Source organism: Psychrobacter muriicola 2pS, from assembly GCF_904846535.1.
Lineage (GTDB): Bacteria > Pseudomonadota > Gammaproteobacteria > Pseudomonadales > Moraxellaceae > Psychrobacter > Psychrobacter aquimaris.
Genome location: NZ_CAJHBC010000001.1, coordinates 35,933 through 54,473, shown reverse-complemented (window position 1 = coordinate 54,473; position 18,541 = coordinate 35,933). Strand labels below are relative to the sequence as shown.

Annotated in this window: 14 protein-coding genes; 6 read left to right on the top strand and 8 right to left on the bottom strand. The window is 42.0% G+C overall.

The annotated features are described in order from the left end of the window. Nucleotides 1–29: 29 nt before the first annotated feature. The 8 genes from ureC to urtA all read right to left on the bottom strand — a co-directional run bounded on the left by ureC (nt 30) and on the right by urtA (nt 9,849). On the bottom strand, nt 30–2,162 hold the full coding sequence (gene ureC, locus JMX93_RS00220; RefSeq protein WP_499203499.1) for an urease subunit alpha: 2,133 nt from the start codon (nt 2,160–2,162) through the stop codon (nt 30–32). A 154-nt stretch (nt 2,163–2,316) separates the two neighbouring features. Continuing rightward, nucleotides 2,317–2,619, bottom strand: a complete 303-nt coding sequence (ureA, locus tag JMX93_RS00215; protein ID WP_193012726.1) for an urease subunit gamma — start codon at nt 2,617–2,619, stop codon at nt 2,317–2,319. Between the two features lie 124 nt (nt 2,620–2,743). Beyond that, entirely contained in the window at nt 2,744–3,760 is a 1,017-nt protein-coding gene (locus JMX93_RS00210; RefSeq protein ID WP_499203498.1) for an urease accessory protein UreD, read from the bottom strand. 128 nt (nt 3,761–3,888) lie between these two features. Next, entirely contained in the window at nt 3,889–4,587 is a 699-nt protein-coding gene (gene urtE / locus JMX93_RS00205) for an urea ABC transporter ATP-binding subunit UrtE (protein ID WP_499203497.1), read from the bottom strand. Nucleotides 4,588–4,633: 46 nt separating this feature from the next. Continuing rightward, nucleotides 4,634–5,599: an urea ABC transporter ATP-binding protein UrtD gene (gene urtD / locus JMX93_RS00200; protein WP_499203496.1), complete on the bottom strand. Its 966-nt coding sequence runs from the start codon at nt 5,597–5,599 to the stop codon at nt 4,634–4,636. Further along, the gene (gene urtC / locus JMX93_RS00195) at nt 5,599–6,669 is read right to left on the bottom strand and encodes an urea ABC transporter permease subunit UrtC (protein WP_499203495.1); all 1,071 of its coding nucleotides are present in this window, start codon (nt 6,667–6,669) and stop codon (nt 5,599–5,601) included. The genes urtD and urtC overlap by 1 nt, the downstream gene beginning before the upstream one ends. Before the next feature lie 10 nt (nt 6,670–6,679). Beyond that, entirely contained in the window at nt 6,680–8,431 is a 1,752-nt protein-coding gene (gene urtB, locus JMX93_RS00190) for an urea ABC transporter permease subunit UrtB (RefSeq protein WP_499203494.1), read from the bottom strand. Between the two features lie 125 nt (nt 8,432–8,556). After that, nucleotides 8,557–9,849 carry an urea ABC transporter substrate-binding protein gene (urtA, locus tag JMX93_RS00185; RefSeq protein WP_499203733.1) on the bottom strand — a complete coding sequence of 431 codons (1,293 nt, stop codon included), beginning with the start codon at nt 9,847–9,849 and terminating at the stop codon, nt 8,557–8,559. Between the two features lie 1,134 nt (nt 9,850–10,983). On the opposite strand from urtA, the gene JMX93_RS00180 reads away from it, so the two are divergent. From JMX93_RS00180 to dmpG, 6 genes are all read left to right on the top strand, one after another. Further along, nucleotides 10,984–11,880, top strand: a complete 897-nt coding sequence (locus JMX93_RS00180) for a LysR family transcriptional regulator (protein ID WP_443215144.1) — start codon at nt 10,984–10,986, stop codon at nt 11,878–11,880. A gap of 610 nt (nt 11,881–12,490) precedes the next feature. Next, nucleotides 12,491–14,125 (top strand): bifunctional 3-(3-hydroxy-phenyl)propionate/3-hydroxycinnamic acid hydroxylase, encoded by a 1,635-nt coding sequence (locus JMX93_RS00175; protein ID WP_499203493.1) that lies wholly within the window; start codon nt 12,491–12,493, stop codon nt 14,123–14,125. An 86-nt stretch (nt 14,126–14,211) separates the two neighbouring features. Continuing rightward, complete coding sequence (locus tag JMX93_RS00170) at nt 14,212–15,162, top strand: 3-carboxyethylcatechol 2,3-dioxygenase (RefSeq protein WP_499203492.1); 951 nt, start codon at nt 14,212–14,214, stop codon at nt 15,160–15,162. A gap of 51 nt (nt 15,163–15,213) precedes the next feature. Continuing rightward, complete coding sequence (gene mhpT, locus JMX93_RS00165) at nt 15,214–16,491, top strand: 3-(3-hydroxy-phenyl)propionate transporter MhpT (protein WP_499203491.1); 1,278 nt, start codon at nt 15,214–15,216, stop codon at nt 16,489–16,491. Nucleotides 16,492–16,543: 52 nt separating this feature from the next. After that, on the top strand, nt 16,544–17,470 hold the full coding sequence (locus JMX93_RS00160) for an acetaldehyde dehydrogenase (acetylating) (protein ID WP_443509776.1): 927 nt from the start codon (nt 16,544–16,546) through the stop codon (nt 17,468–17,470). Between the two features lie 24 nt (nt 17,471–17,494). Beyond that, complete coding sequence (gene dmpG / locus JMX93_RS00155; RefSeq protein ID WP_499203490.1) at nt 17,495–18,517, top strand: 4-hydroxy-2-oxovalerate aldolase; 1,023 nt, start codon at nt 17,495–17,497, stop codon at nt 18,515–18,517. The last annotated feature ends 24 nt before the right edge of the window (nt 18,518–18,541 follow it).

Genomic DNA, 18,541 nt, shown 5'->3' with positions numbered 1-18,541 from the left:
GGGATTATCAGCACAACAATAAAAAGCAGCTAGAATAAAAAGTAGCGCTGTGCCATCGGTAGATGTTCGGCAGGCTCACAGGTTAACAGCTCACCATCGGCATATACTTCATAGGTCTCAGGATTGACCTCCATATTAGGGCAGTAGCTGTTAAATTTCATGTCTTGTTTGCGTACTTGGCGGATGTTATGTACTGCTTTAATGACTTTTTCTAACCCCAAGTGTTTATCAACGCCTTTGTCTATCGCAGCGCTTGACATAAAAGTCATGCAAGTCTGTGCCACTGTTTTGGGGAAGCTGCCAAACATGCTGCGATAATGCACAGGCTGCGGGGTAGCGATGGAAGCATTGAGGTCGCCCATGGGCGCTGCCGCAATCAAGCCACCTTTAATGATAAGGTCGGGCTTTACCCCAAAAAATGCCGGCGACCATAAAATTAAATCTGCCCATTTCCCTATTTCAACTGACCCCACTTCATCACTAATGCCATGCGTGATGGCAGGATTGATGGTGTATTTTGCGAGGTAGCGTTTGATACGAAAATTGTCATTGCCGCTATCAGAGTCAGTAGGGCTTAACATGATATGCGCTAAGGATTGCTCAGTTTTAGCCGATTGATCAGGAGCCAAGTGACCACGTTGTGCTTTCATCTTATCAGCCGTTTGCCACGTGCGAATAATGACTTCTCCCACGCGTCCCATCGCCTGCGAATCACTACTCATCATGGAGATAGCGCCCATATCTTGTAAAATATCTTCAGCGGCAATGGTCTCTTTACGAATACGGCTTTCTGCAAAAGCCACATCTTCAGCAATGGCTGGGCTTAGATGGTGACAAACCATGAGCATGTCGAGATGCTCGTCAATGGTATTAATAGTGAAAGGGCGCGTTGGGTTGGTTGATGAGGGTAAGACGTTGGTTTCAGCAATAGCTTTTAAGATATCTGGTGCATGACCACCACCAGCGCCTTCGGTATGGAAGGTGTGAATACAGCGGTCTTTAAAGGCACCTAGTGTGCTATCTAAATAGCCACTTTCATTTAACGTATCAGTATGAATAGCAACTTGCACATCATATTGTTCAGCCACGCTAAGGCAGTTATCAATAGCTTTGGGCGTAGAGCCCCAGTCTTCATGAAGCTTAAGCCCGATAGCACCCGCTTCGATTTGCTCAACAATTGGCGCTGGTAAACTAACATTGCCTTTACCCAAGAATCCGATATTCATCGGAATAGCATCAGTGGCTTTTAGCATGCTGTGAATATGATAAGCCCCAGGAGTACAAGTAGTGGCAAGGGTACCTTCAGCAGGCCCCGTGCCACCGCCTAACATCGTAGTCACACCAGACATTAGCGCCGTTTCACATTGCTGCGGTGCAATGAAGTGAATATGGCTATCAACTCCGCCAGCAGTTAAGATTTTACCTTCTCCTGCAATGATTTCGGTAGCTGCTCCAATAGGCAAAGTGATATTAGGCTGAATATCAGGGTTACCGGTTTTACCGATGCCACTGATGCGACCTTCTTTGATAGCGACATCTGCCTTATAGATACCGCTGTAGTCCACAATCAGAGCATTGGTAATAATAGTATCGGCAACTTGGTCACCTAGTAGCTGTGACTGACCCATGCCATCGCGGATAACCTTGCCACCACCAAATTTAACCTCTTCACCAATGCTGATGCTATCAGCATCAGTACGTTGGTCACTGTGACTGGTCAAATCATATTCAACCTCAAGCCATAAATCTGTATCTGCCAAGCGTACTTTATCCCCTGTGGTAGGGCCAAAATGCTCGGCATAGATACGTCTGTCAATGCGTTTTTTCGAGGTATTTTGAGAGGTTTTAGGGTCTACAACGCCCATAACTTTGCCGGTAAAACCATAGATGTGTTGTTTACCAGCGATGGCAACCAGCTCAACTTCGCGCGCTTGTCCTGGCTCAAAGCGTACAGCAGTACCCGATAGGATGTTTAGTCGGTACCCAATTGTTAAATCTCGATCAAAGCTGAGTGCCGCGTTTACTTCAAAGAAGTGATAGTGAGAGCCGATTTGAATAGGGCGGTCACCCGTATTTATTACCGTTATGGTTTGAACGTATCGACCAGCATTCAAAGCCATATCGCCTGCTTTAATATTATATTCGCCTGCTTTTATCGTCATTTTTATTATCCTTAATCATCTTATCGCATTAGCTACAATTTAATTTCAAAGCATTTTTCGTTTGATACCGTTTTACTAGTAGGTTATATCGTTCCTTCGGGTGATTCATTACTAGAGCAGAGACATCGCCAGTAGACAGCGACACACAAGCAAGTTATACGATGGGATTATGCACCGTGACAAGCTTAGTGCCATCAGGAAAAGTCGCTTCAACTTGTACATCGCCTATCATCTCTGCAATACCTTCCATGACTTCATCGGCAGAGAGATAGGTAGCTCCCTCGCTCATTAGTTGCGCTACGGTTTTGCCATCACGCGCGCCTTCCATCAGTAACATGCTGATGTAAGCGATAGACTCAGGATAATTAAGCTTGACGCCACGATTTTTGCGACGTTCCGCCACCATGCCTGCCGTAAATAGCAAGAGCTTGTCTTTTTCTGTGGGATTTAATTGCATAAAGTCTCCTTAATAATTATGGTTCTTTGAAAGTTATTAACTGTTTTTAATCTTTATAAAGTAAATATGCTAAGTAGAGTCATTCTGGCTTGATTCAGCATTGTTTAAGAATGAGTGCATGATATTAGGTCTCCCAAATCCTTGGTCGATGAGGCTCAAGCGCATACCATGTAGACCTTATAAGCTCGCGGACTTGGTAAAAAGCTTCAAAGCAGGCACGCACATCTGCCCCTAGATAACGGCAATTGATACCTTGAAAATTGTGGGTACAATAAATAGGTAATGACTGTGTATCAATGAGACTGCGTATCTCGGTAATAGTGGCATCTAAATACTGACCAAGCTTGAGCGGATTATTCTGTAGTTCTAATGCAATGACCTCTGTGCTAGGTATTGCCCAAAAAGAGCCATGAACATGTTGATTATTCAGTCCTAATGGTGAGGTGAACCAGCGGGTATTTGCTTGCTGAGAAGTGCATTCACTGACTAATAAATGGCCATCACGCCATATCTCCAAGCGGTTGGCATAATGACCATTAGCAAAAGTCTCTTGATGCGCTTGACGTCCAAACACCGCAATATCCCAAGTCAACAAACTTGCCGTCTTAGCTAAATAAAAGCGATTATTGGCATTAGAGTCGGAATAATCGTAATAAATGCTTTCTTGAGGTAGCCATTCAAGAACAGCGTGATCATCGAGGCGGGCGTCGATAGATTGTTCTGCGCTGACGGCATTGTTGAAAGTATTGTCGATAATATGTGAGCCAGAGTTATTGTCGAGAGGGTGGTCGGAGTCGTTGCTAGTTATAGCTTGAGTGCCCTCGGTAGGTTTTGATAAATCGTTGGGTTTAGAGAACCGTAATGACTGCCGTTGCCCATACCATTTGCCAGCTCCAGGGGTAGTAATCACCGCATGGCTATTAGATTTCAGGTTAAATTCCAATGTTAAGCGGTCATCATCGGCAATGCCAGCAGGAGGATACAACACATAAATATGGCAAATCGCTGCTTGACTATCAGGCTCAGGATACAGCGCACGCTGCACCATTAATGCACCAGTATGGGCGCGATGATACAGTCGAGTTTTTGCAGTATTAGAGGCGCAGTCGAAATGAAGCTGTAGTGAGGATTGCCAAGTCAAAATATAATATCCTTGAAGCTGTGCAGTATATTGTCAAACCCTAAATCCAATTATGACCACTAATAAAAATATAAGGTGTATTATTTTCTCAAAATTTTGTTCAATACGCAGAACCTAGTGGCTGCTAACTAGATTGCCACCAATTCTCGAATATTGTTTTCTGCCATGTCACATCCAGCCCCTTGAGCAACCACTTGTCCTCTAGAAAGCACGGTATAGTTATCAGCAAGCTCTTCAGCAAACTCATAAAACTGCTCGACTAAAACGATTGCCATATCGCCTTTATTAGCAAGACTCCGAATGACTCTACCGATGTCTTTAATGATTGACGGTTGAATGCCTTCAGTAGGCTCATCAAGTACTAGCACGCGTGGCTCTGAAGCAAGCGCACGAGCAATAGCGAGTTGCTGCTGCTGACCGCCTGATAGATCACCACCGCGGCGATGTTTCATTTCATCCAGCACTGGAAATACATCATATAAGTGTTTAGGTACTTTACTCGCTTTACGTTGAGAGAATTTTGCCATTCCAATGAGGATGTTTTCTTCAACGGTCAAAGTGGAAAAGATATCACGTCCTTGCGGCACATAAGCCAGTCCTGCGCGCACACGCTGCTCAGGCGTCATCTTACTAATATCCTTGCCGTCTAATAAAATTTCACCGGATCTTATTGGTAGGATGCCCATCAAGCATTTAAGCAAGGTGGTTTTACCGACGCCATTACGACCCAGTACGACGCTACATTCTCCTACCGGTGCGGCTAGGGTGACATCACGTAAGATGTGACTGCCGCCGTAATATTGATTTATAGCATTAATTTCTAACATATAACTACCCTTATTTTTTAGGTCTATTTCTAAGCACTACTATCGACTATCGACCCAAGTAAGTTTCAATAACGGCTTCATTGTTCTGTACGTCAGCTAACGTCCCTTCAGCCAAAATAGCACCATTTGCTAAGACTGTTACTTTTTCACTTATGGCGTCAATGAAAGTCATGTCATGTTCAACCACGATTAAGGTGTGATTCTTTTTAAGGCGCAGACATAACTCAGCGGTATGTTCAGTTTCGGCATCTGTCATGCCTGCTACTGGCTCGTCAAGTAAAATAAGTTTTGGTCTTTGCATCAGTAACATCCCAATTTCTAACCACTGTTTTTGACCATGAGATAACAGTCCAGCTGGCTTGTTGATCATATCTTTTAAGCGTATTTGAGCTAATGTTGAGTCAAGCGTATCTTTGATTTCAGCATCAATTTTAGTAAACCAGCTTTTTGACACCCGTTTGTCTTTTGGCGCCGCCAGCATTAAGTTGTCGAGCACGGTAAATTTCTCAAATACGGTAGGTTTTTGAAACTTACGACCAATGCCTGCTTCGGCTATTTCTTCGGTAGATAGTTTTGCTAAATTATGTACTTGACCAAAAAATGCGCTACCCTTTGTCGGCCGCGTTTTACCAGTGATAACATCCATTAACGTCGTCTTACCTGCGCCATTAGGACCGATGATGCAGCGTAGCTCGCCCGCCTCAATATATAACGATAAATCATTGAGTGCACGAAACGAGTCAAACCACACGCTAACGTCTTCCAAATAAAGCGCAATACCATGTCTCATATCTGGACCTGATTTAGAAACAGGTTGAGCGAAGCCGCCACTATCTCCATAATCTTCAGCCAAAGTGGTTACTGGTTGGGTAGGCGTGGTCTCTGCAATCGTTATGTTGTTTGCATTTTCAAGATTTTCCATTGCCTTATTAATACTAGGATTATTTACATTTTTAATAAGTGCATCGTTAGCAGTCTTTTGGAAAGTAGTATTATTAGATATTATTGACATTATTCTTTTTCCTTCTTAAGACGATCAAGTACACCAATGATGCCGTTAGGTAAAAATAAAGTAACCACCACAAATAATCCGCCTAGAATAAGCAACCAAAACTCCGGATAGGCGACGGTAAAATACGTTTTAATCACATTGACTGTACCAGCACCTATAATGGCACCAATTAATGAACCTCTGCCTCCAGCAGCCACCCATACTGCCATCTCGATAGAGTTGACGGGGTTCATCTCGCCTGGATTAATGATGCCAACTTGCGGTACATATAGAGCACCAGCGATACCAGCTATTATTGCAGACAATACCCAAGCTGAAAGTTTGTACCAAAGCGTACGATAGCCTAGATATTGCAAGCGATTTTCACTATCACGGATGGCACCGAGCACACGCCCATAAGGCTGGCTCATCAGATAGCGTAGTCCAAGATATGACAGTAGCAGCGCCAAAGCGGTCGTAAAGCACAGCACAGCCCTCGTTGAAGAGGCAGTGATGTCATAACCTAATAGCGTCGTAAAACCTGTGAAGCCATTGTTACCACCAAAGCCTGTTTCGTTACGGAAGAATAATAAGGCTGCTGCGTAGGTCATGGCCTGAGTAATAATCGAAAAATAAACCCCTTTGATTTTTGAGCGAAAGGCAAAGAAACCAAATATAAAAGCGACCAGACCTGGAACTAGTACCACTAGAGCCATGGCCCACCAGAAATGTTGAGTGCCTGCCCAATACCATGGCAATTCGGTCCAACTTAAGAAACGCATAAAGTCTGGCAAGCCCGTGCCAGCAGTTTCTCGCGTCAAGTACATACCAAAGGCATAACCTCCTAGCGCAAAATAAAGACCATGACCTAAGCTTAAGATACCGGCATAGCCCCAGACCAAGTCTAAAGCCAGTGCTACCATGGCAAGTGCCATTATTTTACCAATCAAAGTTATCCAGTAAGCAGACAGGTGCAAACTAGAGGTTTCAGGTAGTAGATGGAGCCAAGGCAATATCAGCAGCACCAAAAAACACAGACCAATCAAAATGGAATTACGTGGGGAATCAGATAATAATTGAGCGAAACGCATAAGGTTCTCCTTAGTCTACAAAACGGCCTTTGAGGGCGAATAAACCTTGTGGACGTTTCTGAATAAACAAAATCACAAGAACCAGTAATACAATCTTAGCCATCACAGCACCAATGCCAATCTCAAGCACAGTGCCACTGATACCAAGACCTAAGGATGCCAATACCGCGCCCCATACTTGCCCAACACCGCCAACCACGACGACTAAGAACGCATCAATAATATAAGTCTGGCCTAAGTCAGGTCCGACGTTGCCCACTTGCGCTAAAGCACAACCAGCGAGACCAGCGAGACCTGAGCCAAGTCCAAAAGCCAACATATCGATACGGGCAGATGAAATACCAACCGCACGGGCCATTTGCCGATTTTGAGTCACGGCGCGTACAAACAACCCGAAGCGAGTCTTGTTAAGTAAGTACACCAATAGCATAAGAATGATGATAGTAAAGCCGATAATAGCGATACGGTTGAAGGGGAGTACAAGGCTTGAGGACACTTGATAGGCCCCGCTCAACCACTCGACATTGCTGACTTCGACATTTTGCGCGCCAAATATCATCCGAACCAACTGCATAAGAATCAGACTGACACCGAAGGTTGCTAGTAAGGTTTCAAGCTCACGACCATAAAGTGGTCGAATAACGATCCGTTCGATAACCATGCCAATAATGGCACTAACTAAAAAAGCAACAGGTATAGCGGCAACAAGATACCACCCTGTCATACTGGGAAAATAAGCTTGAAACAGATTTTGCACTACATAAGTAGAGTAAGCGCCAATCATAATCAGCTCACCGTGAGCCATATTGATGACACCAAGCAGTCCAAAGGTAATGGCAAGCCCTAAAGCGGCGAGAAGTAAGACACTCGCAGTGCTAAGACCGGTGAAAAGATGACCGATCCAAGTACTGATGGTAATTCGCTGCTCAATACTATCTTCAGCGTCTAATAACGCAGATTTGAGTACAGGATCGATATCGTCTGCCGCCAATGCCTTTTTAACATCCACTAAGACTTGTGGGCTATCGCTATTGGCAAGCACGGTAAGCGCGGCAATTTGTTTGGCGACGTCGCCATCTCTAAAATCAATCCTCGCTTGCAAGGTATTTAACGCCGTTTTGACGTCGACGTCTTCCTCATTAGTGGCAGCAGCGCTTATAAGTGCTGGATCTAGCTGTTCGATATTGTCCGCTAAGATAGCAACTGCCTGCATACGTTGCGTAGGATCGTTTGACGCAAGCTTAACCTTAGCTTGTCCAAATACTAAGGCTGAGCGTAGTGCATTGGTCAAAGTTACTTGTGCCAAGTCGCTGGGCCACTCTGTGGTCAGCTGCTTAGCAGGGTAAGTAAATAACTCATCTTCGCTGTTAAGTAGGTAAGTTTGTCCGCCATTGCCTTGGTATAACTCATCATTTTTTATCAGCTCAACCAAAGTATCTAAACTCTCAACTGACCCGGGCCACTGATTGAGCATGGTTTGGCGCTTAGTGAAGTCTGCAGCAACGAACTGTTCGATAGCATCCTCTTTACTTATCGCAAGATCAGCTGACGTAGTCACAGATTTCTCGTTTTGAGCAAGTAAGGTCTCATTATTTGCAGCATTAGATGTCGCTGCCACAGTGTTGGAAGATATTGTATCTTCAGCGTAGGCAGGTGATGCGATAGCGATGAAAAGTGCTAAAGATAGTAGGGCGATGATAAAAGTCTTATAAGAGTAATTGGCTTGCGCGTCACTTTTAGAATAGGAATAATAACGTGACATGATGGCTCCTTTTTTACAGTCAACACGCCTCTAACCTCTACTGAAAATTGTTTTTATCAGTAGAGAAGCTAAAGGGATGCTGGTATTGATACCACTAAGGGACTAGCGTTTAAGTGACCATAAACTTATTTAGGGATGTACTGACTCCATGGCTCAGCCCGAATGACTTTTGGCGTTTTGCTGATCACATCGAACTGCCCATCGGTACGAATTTGACCGATCATGACAGGCTTCCATAGGTGATGGTTTTCTTCATCCATTTTCAGCGTGTACCCTGATGGTGCATCAAAAGTCTGACCTCCCATACTAATACGCACTTTATCGACATTAGTAGTACCAGCTTTTTCGACTGCTTGTTTCCACATATTGATACCCACGTATGTGGCTTCCATAGGATCGTTCGTCACGACCTTGTCAGCATTGGGTAGCTTATGATCCAGCGCGTATTTTTTATACTTTTTGGTGAAGTCGCTGTTGACAGGATTTTTAACTGACATAAAGTAGTTCCATGACGCTAAGTGCCCTTGCAATAAGCTGGTATCGATACCGCGAAGCTCTTCTTCTCCTACTGAGAATGCCATGACTGGGATATCAGAGGCTTTAATACCTTGGTTGGCAAGCTCACGATAGAAGGGTACGTTTGAGTCCCCATTAATGGTAGAGATAACCGCCGTTTTCTTACCAGTAGAAAAGCTTTTAATATTGCCAACGATGGTCTGATAGTTGCTGAATCCAAAAGGGGTGTACTCTTCCATGATGTCTGTTTCAGCGACCCCTTTAGATTTTAAGAAAGCACGCAGTATCTGGTTAGTAGTCCGAGGATAGACATAGTCTGTCCCAAGTAAGACAAAGCGTTCTGCACTACCGCCCTCTGGACTCATTAAATATTCAACGGCAGGAATGGCTTGTTGGTTAGGTGCAGCACCAGTGTAGAAAATGTTTTCTGATTGCTCTTGACCTTCGTACTGCACAGGGTAGAACATTAAACCATTTAGTTCTTCAACGACAGGCAGCACGGACTTACGTGACACAGATGTCCAACCACCAAATATCACATCGACTTTATCTTGGGTTAACAGCTGCCGAGCTTTTTCAGCAAATAACGGCCAATCAGAAGCAGGATCTACGACGATTGGCTCTAGCTGCTTACCTAACACGCCGCCATTGGCGTTAATTTCATCAATGGTCATGAGCGCCGTATCTTTTAATGACGTCTCAGAGATGGCCATCGTTCCAGATAAAGAGTGCAAGATACCTACTTTGATGGTGTCACCATCTGTCGCAGAGGTTTCCGTTTTTGTGGCGGTAGAATTGGTTTCTGCACTAGTTTCCGCAGGTTTTTGACAACCTATAAGACTTAAGCTGCCGACAACAGCTACTGCTAGTAGAGACAAACGTGATGTCAATTTTGAGTCGATACGATAGTTTGTATTGATAGGAGTAGCAGTGATAAGCGTTGGCAATAAAGACATATATTTCTCCAGAAAGATAAAGTAGCAGCCTGGTAGGCCGAGTGAACGAACCATTCCTAATTATTATTAATACTTCAATATCTATGCCAATATGAAATACAAAATAAATGCACCAATATCGGTCTTTATCAGGAGCTATGGTAATTTTTTGCACCATAATTGGTTTCTATGATTTTCTATGCACCATAAGCGTCTATTTTAGAGAACTAAAGCTGTGCATAAAAAATGACTAAATTGAAAGCGATATGCTATTAAGTTTAAAAAGTGTGAATGGATTTATTGGGATTGTTCTCATTTTAAAAATGGTGAAAAAAATAAGATAAACAGCTTGTCCCCATCAAGCTCAACCTGATAAGTAGCAAACTTTACCTCTTTATCATCCAAGCAGTGACCAGTCATGAAACCAAAGCGCTGCTTATAAATAGAAGCGGCGTTAAAGTTGTAGTGCAAACAGCTAACGGCACAACTATCCTATTGACGGGGTATGGAGACAGCAAAAAGTGCTGACATGACATGACATGACATGGCATGACAGCCGCCGCGGAACGATAATGAGCAAAGCGCCAGACATCACATTTAGTGAGTCTGCTATTTAATAGTGAGTTTGCTATTTAAAATATAACTCTCGATTTGAGGGTTTTTTATTATTTAAAATTTGAGGAAAGGCGTATGCTAAAAACACACCCTTTGGGGACGTTGTCTTACTGAAAGTTTGTTCTTTTTACCGGAAGTATTTGCTGCGGTCATTGGTGCAATTTTTGGCTTGACGGTTTTATTACTTTAGCCATTTGACGGTATCGATGAATACCGTCTATGATACCGTGATTAATCGGTGACTATCGTTTGCTATGTAATAAAAAACCCTTGCAGATCGTGGCTTACAAGGGTTTATTGTACTCAGATTGCTATTGTTGTCTGCTATCTTCTTGACAGCATAGGTCAAGTCTATGAAGTAAGTTTATACCGAATATGCTCACTTCGTATATGAAATGTCTGCCTAAGATTTAGCTTTAGCTAGCGTAAATCAACAAAGTATCTACAGCAGTACTTCATAATCACATTAAACTGAATAGGTTAATTATGTTTGATATCGATATCCGTTTGTTACGCTTATTCAATAGTATATATGAAAGGGGCACGATCTCAGAAGCTGCGCATGAGCTTAACATCCGTCAACCTGCTGCTAGTAGTGGACTTAAAAAGTTAAGACAACATTTTGATGATCAGTTATTTGTTAGAGTCGGGCACAAAATGCAGCCTACAAATACTGCTAGAGATATGTTGCCACTGGTAGTGGAAGCTATTGAAAAAATGCGGATAGTCAATGAATTTAGTAAGGGCTTCGATTCATTAAATGCGTCACGTACATTTCGTATTAGTATGACAGACAGTCATTACTTATCAGTTGTGCCCACCTTAATAAGTTATTTTGATAAACATGCCCCTTCTATCAAATTAGATATCGTACCTATCGACAATGATACTGCATTGCTCATGAGTAAAGGGGAAGTTGATCTGGTAATTGGTTTTGTACCTCAGTTACAGGAAAGGTTTTATCAACAACGTTTTTTTGATGAACACTATGTAGTCATTGCTAACTCTGAAAATACACATATTCTAAATAATGATCTATCGTTAGAGCTATATCAGAGTGCAGAGCACATAGGTATTTTGCCACGTGGTACAGGTCATTATTTAATTGAATATGAAATCCAAAAGTTAAATATTAAACGAAATATTGTTTTACGTTTGCCGAGTCATTTAGGGTTAGGGACTATTGTTCAGCGTACAAATCTTATCGCTACCGTGCCTGAGCAAATGGGGAGGTTGTTGCAAGAGTATGTTGGTGTCAGCTTGTATCCATTGCCTTTTGAGCTTCCCTCTTGGTCAATTAAGCAATATTGGCATGAATATGCCCATCACAATGCGGACAATCAATGGTTGCGCCAAACGTGTTTTAATCTTCTACAGTCCTAATTAGTCTGAATCGAATATACTAGGGCATGTCCTCATCTCCATTTTCGAAATGAGGACACGCCCTAATAGAAATGTTTTTTGTTCATTTATTTGTTCATTCCACACTTAACATAGAAAGCTCTAAAAAATAGAGAGTTATTGATACGCTGACGATCTCAAGAGCTCTGCCTACATGTTCTGCTATAACTTACGATTCCCTTTCTAATCCACCCACACCTTCTTTCAATCATTTAGAGAGCAATTCTCTATTTTCCTCTTTTCCTTTTTAAAACCAGCGTTAATACAATATCCCTATTTCTAAAATGTCTTTAATAGAAAGACATGAAAAAATCTCATATTTTCAGAACTATATAAAGAGACTTATATAGGTTTCAATTTATTTGAAATACGGGCTACTTGAATAATAACTCCACATTTTTCCATAATATTTTCCTGAGGATCGTCTGAAAATAGACAATATTATTGAAGGTAATGACTTTGATTAATCATTTATGGCTGCTAACTATTATTTTTATCAATACTAAGTATCTAAATATAGGATGTTGTATTGATAGTTAAAATAAATTAACTTCTTACTAAGGAATGAAATAACAACTTAGGGAGAAGCGCAGTGGGTAATTCAAATACAGCAACGATTAATAAATATGATTACGATGTTGTGATTTTAGGAGCAGGTCCAGTAGGATTGACCATTGCAAATTATTTAGGTTTACAAGGCGTGAAGACGTTAGTTGCTGAGCAATTGGATAGGTTAATTGATTATCCAAGAGCGATTGGTATCGACGATGAGTCCCTACGAACATTACAGTCTTTAGATGTAATCGACGAGGTGTTACCTCATATTACGCCAGATCATGCTATGCGTTTTTTAACACCAAGTGGTAGATGTTTTGCAGATATACAACCTACAACTCGTGAGTTTGGTTGGTCACGTCGCAACGCATTTGTGCAACCACAAGTCGATGCGGTTTTGCTAGAAGGACTATCACGCTTTGACTGTGTTACCGTAGAGTTCAATAGTTGTTTAAAAGATTTCTCACAAGATGATAGAGGTGTCACTCTTAATTTTGATTCTCCAAATACCCCTCCTACTACTATCAGCTGTAAATACCTCATTGCCTGCGATGGTGGTAACAGTTACATAAGACAAAGTTTAAATATTCCCTTCGAAGGAAAAACAGCACCAAATAAATGGATAGTGATTGATGTCGCTGATGATCCATTAGCAACACCGCATGTGTATTTATGCTGTGATCCTGTGCGACCTTATGTATCAGCTGCGCTACCTCATGCTATTCGCCGTTTTGAGTTTATGGTAATGCCTAATGAAACCGAAGAAGAGCTATCACAGCCTCATCGTATACGAGAGCTATTGTCTAAAGTCGTTCCAGATCCTGATAATGTCAATGTCATTCGTCAGCGTGTTTACACTCATAATGCCCGTCTAGCAGGTCAATTTAAAATTGGTCGTATTCTATTAGCAGGAGACGCGGCGCACATCATGCCAGTTTGGCAAGGTCAAGGTTATAACACAGGAATCCGTGACGCGTCTAACCTTGCATGGAAATTGAGCATGGTAATCAAAGACCAAGCCGACGACGGTCTATTAGAAACTTATCAAGTCGAGCGTAAAGCTCATGCCAAGGCTATGATTGATCTATCAGTTATGGCAGGAAACGTCCTCGCTCCCCCTAAAAAGTGGCAAGGACAACTAAGAGATACGTGCTCGTTTGCTGTAAATGTTGTGCCAGCACTAAAACGTTATCTTGTAGAGATGAAGTTTAAACCAATGCCTGTCTATGCTGATGGGATCGTCATACATAAGCGCAGTATCAAACAATCCTTAATAGGTAAGATGTTTATTCAACCTAATGTTTATCTGAAGAATGATGATAATGCACACAAGCTTGATGAAATCTTAGGCAATAATTTCGCAGTTTTGAGTTGGGAATGTGATGCCGCTAACAAAATGTCAGATAACACAAAGCAGCAATGGCAATCTATTGGTGCTCGATTCATAAAAGTAGTACCAAAAGAGCGTTTAAGAGCCATAGAGATATCTGAAACGGCAGATGAACTGGTAATTGGTGATGATCTAGACATTCGTACATGGCTTGGACAACGTGACAACATCTCAACGGTATTTATACGTCCTGATCGTTTTGTCGCAGCGACTTGTAACGCTCAGGAACTTAACACTGTGTCTGAAGAATTATTCCGTAAATTGCATTTGACTCGAGATTAATACCCGTCTGAAGGATAGTCATTAAGTCCTAATGATTAACATTGTGAACCACGTCGTATTAATAGCTTTTGTAATGAGGAATATTTATGTCGGTTAAATTGATTTGCTTATCACACACGCCTCTTATCGAGTTTGCCTCTCCACCCAAAGAGATTCGCGACACAACGATGAAGGTTATCCATGATCTTGCTCAGCAAGTTGATGAGTATGATCCTGATCTAATCATCACTTTTGGCCCTGATCATTTTAATGGCTTCTTTTATGACATGATGCCAGCCGCTTGTGTGGGTATTCGAGCTGAAGCAGCAGGAGACTGGAACTATGGTCCAGGCACTATTAATACTGATGAGGAAACGGCGCTATCTTTGACCCAAAGCCTGTTGAACGATGGGCTGGGTATTGCTTGCTCGTATCAAATGCAAGCTGATCATGGAGTTACACAGCCACTAACTTTTTTAACAGGTTCATTAATCAAATATCCAACGGTACCAATTTTTATTAACTGTGCCGCTAAACCATTACCACCAATGCGATTTGCTACACAACTAGGTAAAGCTGTAGGACGGTATATAAAAACGTCAAATTTAAAAAATAAGAGAGTTCTCATATTAGGAACTGGTGGATTGTCTCATGACCCACCGACACCGCAAATGCAAGGCGCAAACACAGACACTGAAGCGTTTCTAATCGCGGGTAAAAACCCAACAGCGGATTCTCGTAATGCTAGGCAAAACCTTGTCGTTGTAGCCGCTCAAGCGCTCAATCAGGCTGAAAGCAGTTCGCTAAAAATTAATGCTGAATGGGATAGAGCATTAATGGAGAAGTATCAACAAGCCGACTTTGATTATCTCAATGCTATGACAGATAGCGAGATTTCTAGCATGGGCGGCAGAGGGGGACATGAAGTGAGATGTTGGACAGCCGCTTTTGCTGCTTTAGCTGAAATTTCTGAATATACGATACAGGATGTCTATTATCAACAAATTAATGAGTGGCTGGTTGGGTTCGGCGCCATAACTGCTGAAACAGTCTGCTAGTTTACTCTCAACATTGAATTTTATATTTATTTTAGACTCACGGAAGAGCTCATGAAAAATTCATCGCTTAAAAAAGCATCATCAGTATACCTGACACTATTCTTATGTTTTTGTATTGCTATTTTAGAAGGCTTTGATATCCAATCCATTGGGGTTGCGGCACCTTCTATTCAAGCAGAATTTAATCTTACTAAAGGGCAGCTAGGTTGGATTTTTAGCGCTGCTACTCTGGGAATGTTTCCTGGAGCAATTGTTGCTGGCCGCCTCTCAGATAAGATAGGACGTAAGAAAATACTGATTTTCAGTGTAGCAATATTTGGCGTTATGTCGCTTTTGACCGCATTTACCACTGGGTTTAATTCATTGGTATTAATACGTTTCTTAACAGGGGTAGGAATAGGTGGCGCTCTACCTTTAATTATTGCAATGTCGTCAGAGTCTGTATCTGAGCGCTGGAGTGCTACTGCTGTAAGCATCATGTATGCAGGAGTACCTATAGGCGCCGCGATAACAGCTTTGGCAGCAGGAATGTTCACTGAAGTTGGGCAATGGAAGAATATTTTCTATCTAGGTGGCTTAGCGCCAATATTGATTCTACCGCTGCTTGCTCTATTTCTGAAAGAAACTTATACCAAAAGACCAGCTACCGAGGAGATTGAAAATAATGACTTTAAATTTGTTTTGTTCGGTGAGGGCAGGCTGGCATCAACATTACAGATTTGGCTCAGTTTCTTAGGCACTCTAATCGTATTGTACTTCATTCTAAATTGGTTACCTGTTCTTATGCAGAGCAATGGACTAAGCATGAAAAACGTAAGCAACATTCAAGTGTCATACCAAGTTGGCGCTCTTTTGGGTGTACTGAGTTTAGGTTGGTTGTTATCTCGTATTAAGATTAGAACCGTGGTCGTCATGATTTATGTTGGGATTTTAGTAGGCTTATCTGCCTTAGCAATCTCTAAGTCTTTAACAGGACTAATGTTGTCAGCAGCGCTTTCAGGGTTTTTCTTAACAGGAGGTCAGTCGGCTCTATATGCACTTGCTGCTAAAGTTTATCAAAAAAGTATGCGAGGTACAGGTGTAGGGGTAGCCGTTGCTATGGGACGTATTGGCTCTTTTATAGGACCATTATTGGCAGGGCTCATATTCTCTTATAATTCAAGCTCTTCCTTTGTTATTGGTAGTAGTATCCCAGTCATTATTATTGCCGCTATTGCTGCCATTATGTTAACTAACAACATTAGCCGCAGAGAAAACTTAGACAAATCAATGCTTGGCAAGAATGAAACAACGAATACTGTAAACACGCCAGCATTGACAAATAATTAATTAGCTTTAATAAAAGCATTCACTACATTCTATAACTATCAAGGAGCAAGTTATGACACAGAAATTAAAAGCGATCATTATCGGACCTGGCAATATCGGTACCGATCTATTGATGAAAATGCAGCGATCAAATTGGATTGAGCCTGTATGGATGGTCGGTATCGATCCAACGTCAGCGGGACTAAAACGTGCTCAAGAAATGGGTATCAAAACCTGTGATAGTGGTGTAGATGGTATTTTAGACGCGGTTATAGAAGATGATATTCGTATTGCCTTTGATGCCACATCTGCCTATGTACATGCTGAAAATAGTCGCAAGTTGAATGAGCTTGGTGTGATCATGATTGATCTGACACCAGCCGCTATCGGGCCTTTTTGTGTACCGCCAGTGAATTTGAAAGAGCACACAAAAAAGTTAGAAATGAATGTCAACATGGTAACTTGCGGTGGTCAAGCAACTATTCCAATGGTAGCAGCAGTATCGCAAGTACAATCTGTGAATTATAGCGAAATTGTAGCTACGGTATCTTCCAAGTCTGTAGGGCCAGGTACTCGCAAAAATATAGATGAGTTTACTCGAACGACTGCCAGAGCTATTGAACAAGTGGGTGGTGCAGAAAAAGGTAAAGCGCTGATTATTATTAATCCTGCAGAGCCGCCTATGTTGATGCGCGATACCGTACATTGTCTATTAGACTCAGAGCCTAACGAAGCACTTATTAGAGCCTCAGTAGAGAAAATGGTTGAAAAAGTTCAGCAATATGTACCTGGTTACCGTCTAGTCAACGGCCCTGTATTTGATGGCAAACGGGTTTCTATTTTCTTAGAAGTTGAAGGTTTAGGTGATTTTCTACCTAAGTATGCGGGCAACTTAGACATTATGACGGCTGCTGCATTACGCACTGCAGAAATCTTCGCTGAAGAAGTGGCAAATAATGAGATTAAATTACCTGAACGTGCAGCCAATCATATCTCGTAATAATACTAATCAAGGAGAGTACTAATGGATTTAAGAAATAGATATGTCGTATTACATGATATGAGCTTGAGAGATGGCATGCACGCTAAAGGTCATCAAATTTCACTAGATGAAGCCGTCAAGGTTGCCACTGGCTTAGATGAAGCAGGCGTACCTCTGATTGAGTTGACTCATGGAGATGGTTTAGGTGGCAACTCTGTCAATTATGGGTTTGCTGCTCATTCTGATGAGGATTATTTAAATGCGGTCATACCTAAGCTAAAAAATGCGAAGACCTCAGTTTTACTAATACCAGGTATCGGTACTGTGGATGATCTAAAGCGAGCCAGAGACTGCGGCGCAGATATGGTCAGGGTCGCAACTCACTGTACAGAAGCAGATGTATCAGAGCAGCATTTAAATTGGGCACGTGAAAATGGCTTAGAAACTGTAGGGTTCTTAATGATGTCTCATATGATCTCTAAAGAAAAACTAGCCGAACAGGCCAAGCTAATGGAAAGCTATGGTGCACAATGCGTTTATTGCACTGACTCAGCAGGTTATATGTTGCCAGATGAGGTCACTAGTAAAATCAAGGCTTTACGCGATGCGTTAAAGCCAGAGACAGATATTGGATTTCATGGCCACAATAATATGTCTATGGCAGTTGCAAATTCACTAGCAGCTATTGAAGCGGGCGCATTACGCATTGATGGGTCGGTAGCAGGTCTTGGTGCAGGAGCGGGCAATACAGCGTTGGAGGTATTAGTAGCCGTTTTAAATCGTATGAAAGCCCATACAGGTATTGATTTATACCAGATTATGGATGTTGCTGAAGATTTGATCGTACCACTGCTTGACCAGCCTATTCGTGTAGATAGAAACTCTCTAACTTTAGGCTACGCAGGCGTTTATTCTTCTTTTTTACTATTTGCTAAACGGGCTGAAGAAAAATACGGCGTATCTGCCCGTGATCTACTGGTTGAGTTAGGTAAGCGCGGTACCGTTGGTGGTCAAGAAGATATGATTGAGGATTTAGCCTTAACGATGAGTCTGAATCGCAATTAAAAAATAGCATGACGTAGCCATAAA

Coding starts and splice junctions, on each gene's coding strand:
- ureC (WP_499203499.1), bottom strand. CDS start 2,162: ATGACGATAAAAGCAGGCGAATATAATATTAAAGCAGGCGATATGGCT.
- ureA (WP_193012726.1), bottom strand. CDS start 2,619: ATGCAATTAAATCCCACAGAAAAAGACAAGCTCTTGCTATTTACGGCA.
- urtE (WP_499203497.1), bottom strand. CDS start 4,587: ATGTTAGAAATTAATGCTATAAATCAATATTACGGCGGCAGTCACATC.
- urtD (WP_499203496.1), bottom strand. CDS start 5,599: ATGTCAATAATATCTAATAATACTACTTTCCAAAAGACTGCTAACGAT.
- urtC (WP_499203495.1), bottom strand. CDS start 6,669: ATGCGTTTCGCTCAATTATTATCTGATTCCCCACGTAATTCCATTTTG.
- urtB (WP_499203494.1), bottom strand. CDS start 8,431: ATGTCACGTTATTATTCCTATTCTAAAAGTGACGCGCAAGCCAATTAC.
- JMX93_RS00180 (WP_443215144.1), top strand. CDS start 10,984: ATGTTTGATATCGATATCCGTTTGTTACGCTTATTCAATAGTATATAT.
- JMX93_RS00170 (WP_499203492.1), top strand. CDS start 14,212: ATGTCGGTTAAATTGATTTGCTTATCACACACGCCTCTTATCGAGTTT.
- mhpT (WP_499203491.1), top strand. CDS start 15,214: ATGAAAAATTCATCGCTTAAAAAAGCATCATCAGTATACCTGACACTA.
- JMX93_RS00160 (WP_443509776.1), top strand. CDS start 16,544: ATGACACAGAAATTAAAAGCGATCATTATCGGACCTGGCAATATCGGT.
- dmpG (WP_499203490.1), top strand. CDS start 17,495: ATGGATTTAAGAAATAGATATGTCGTATTACATGATATGAGCTTGAGA.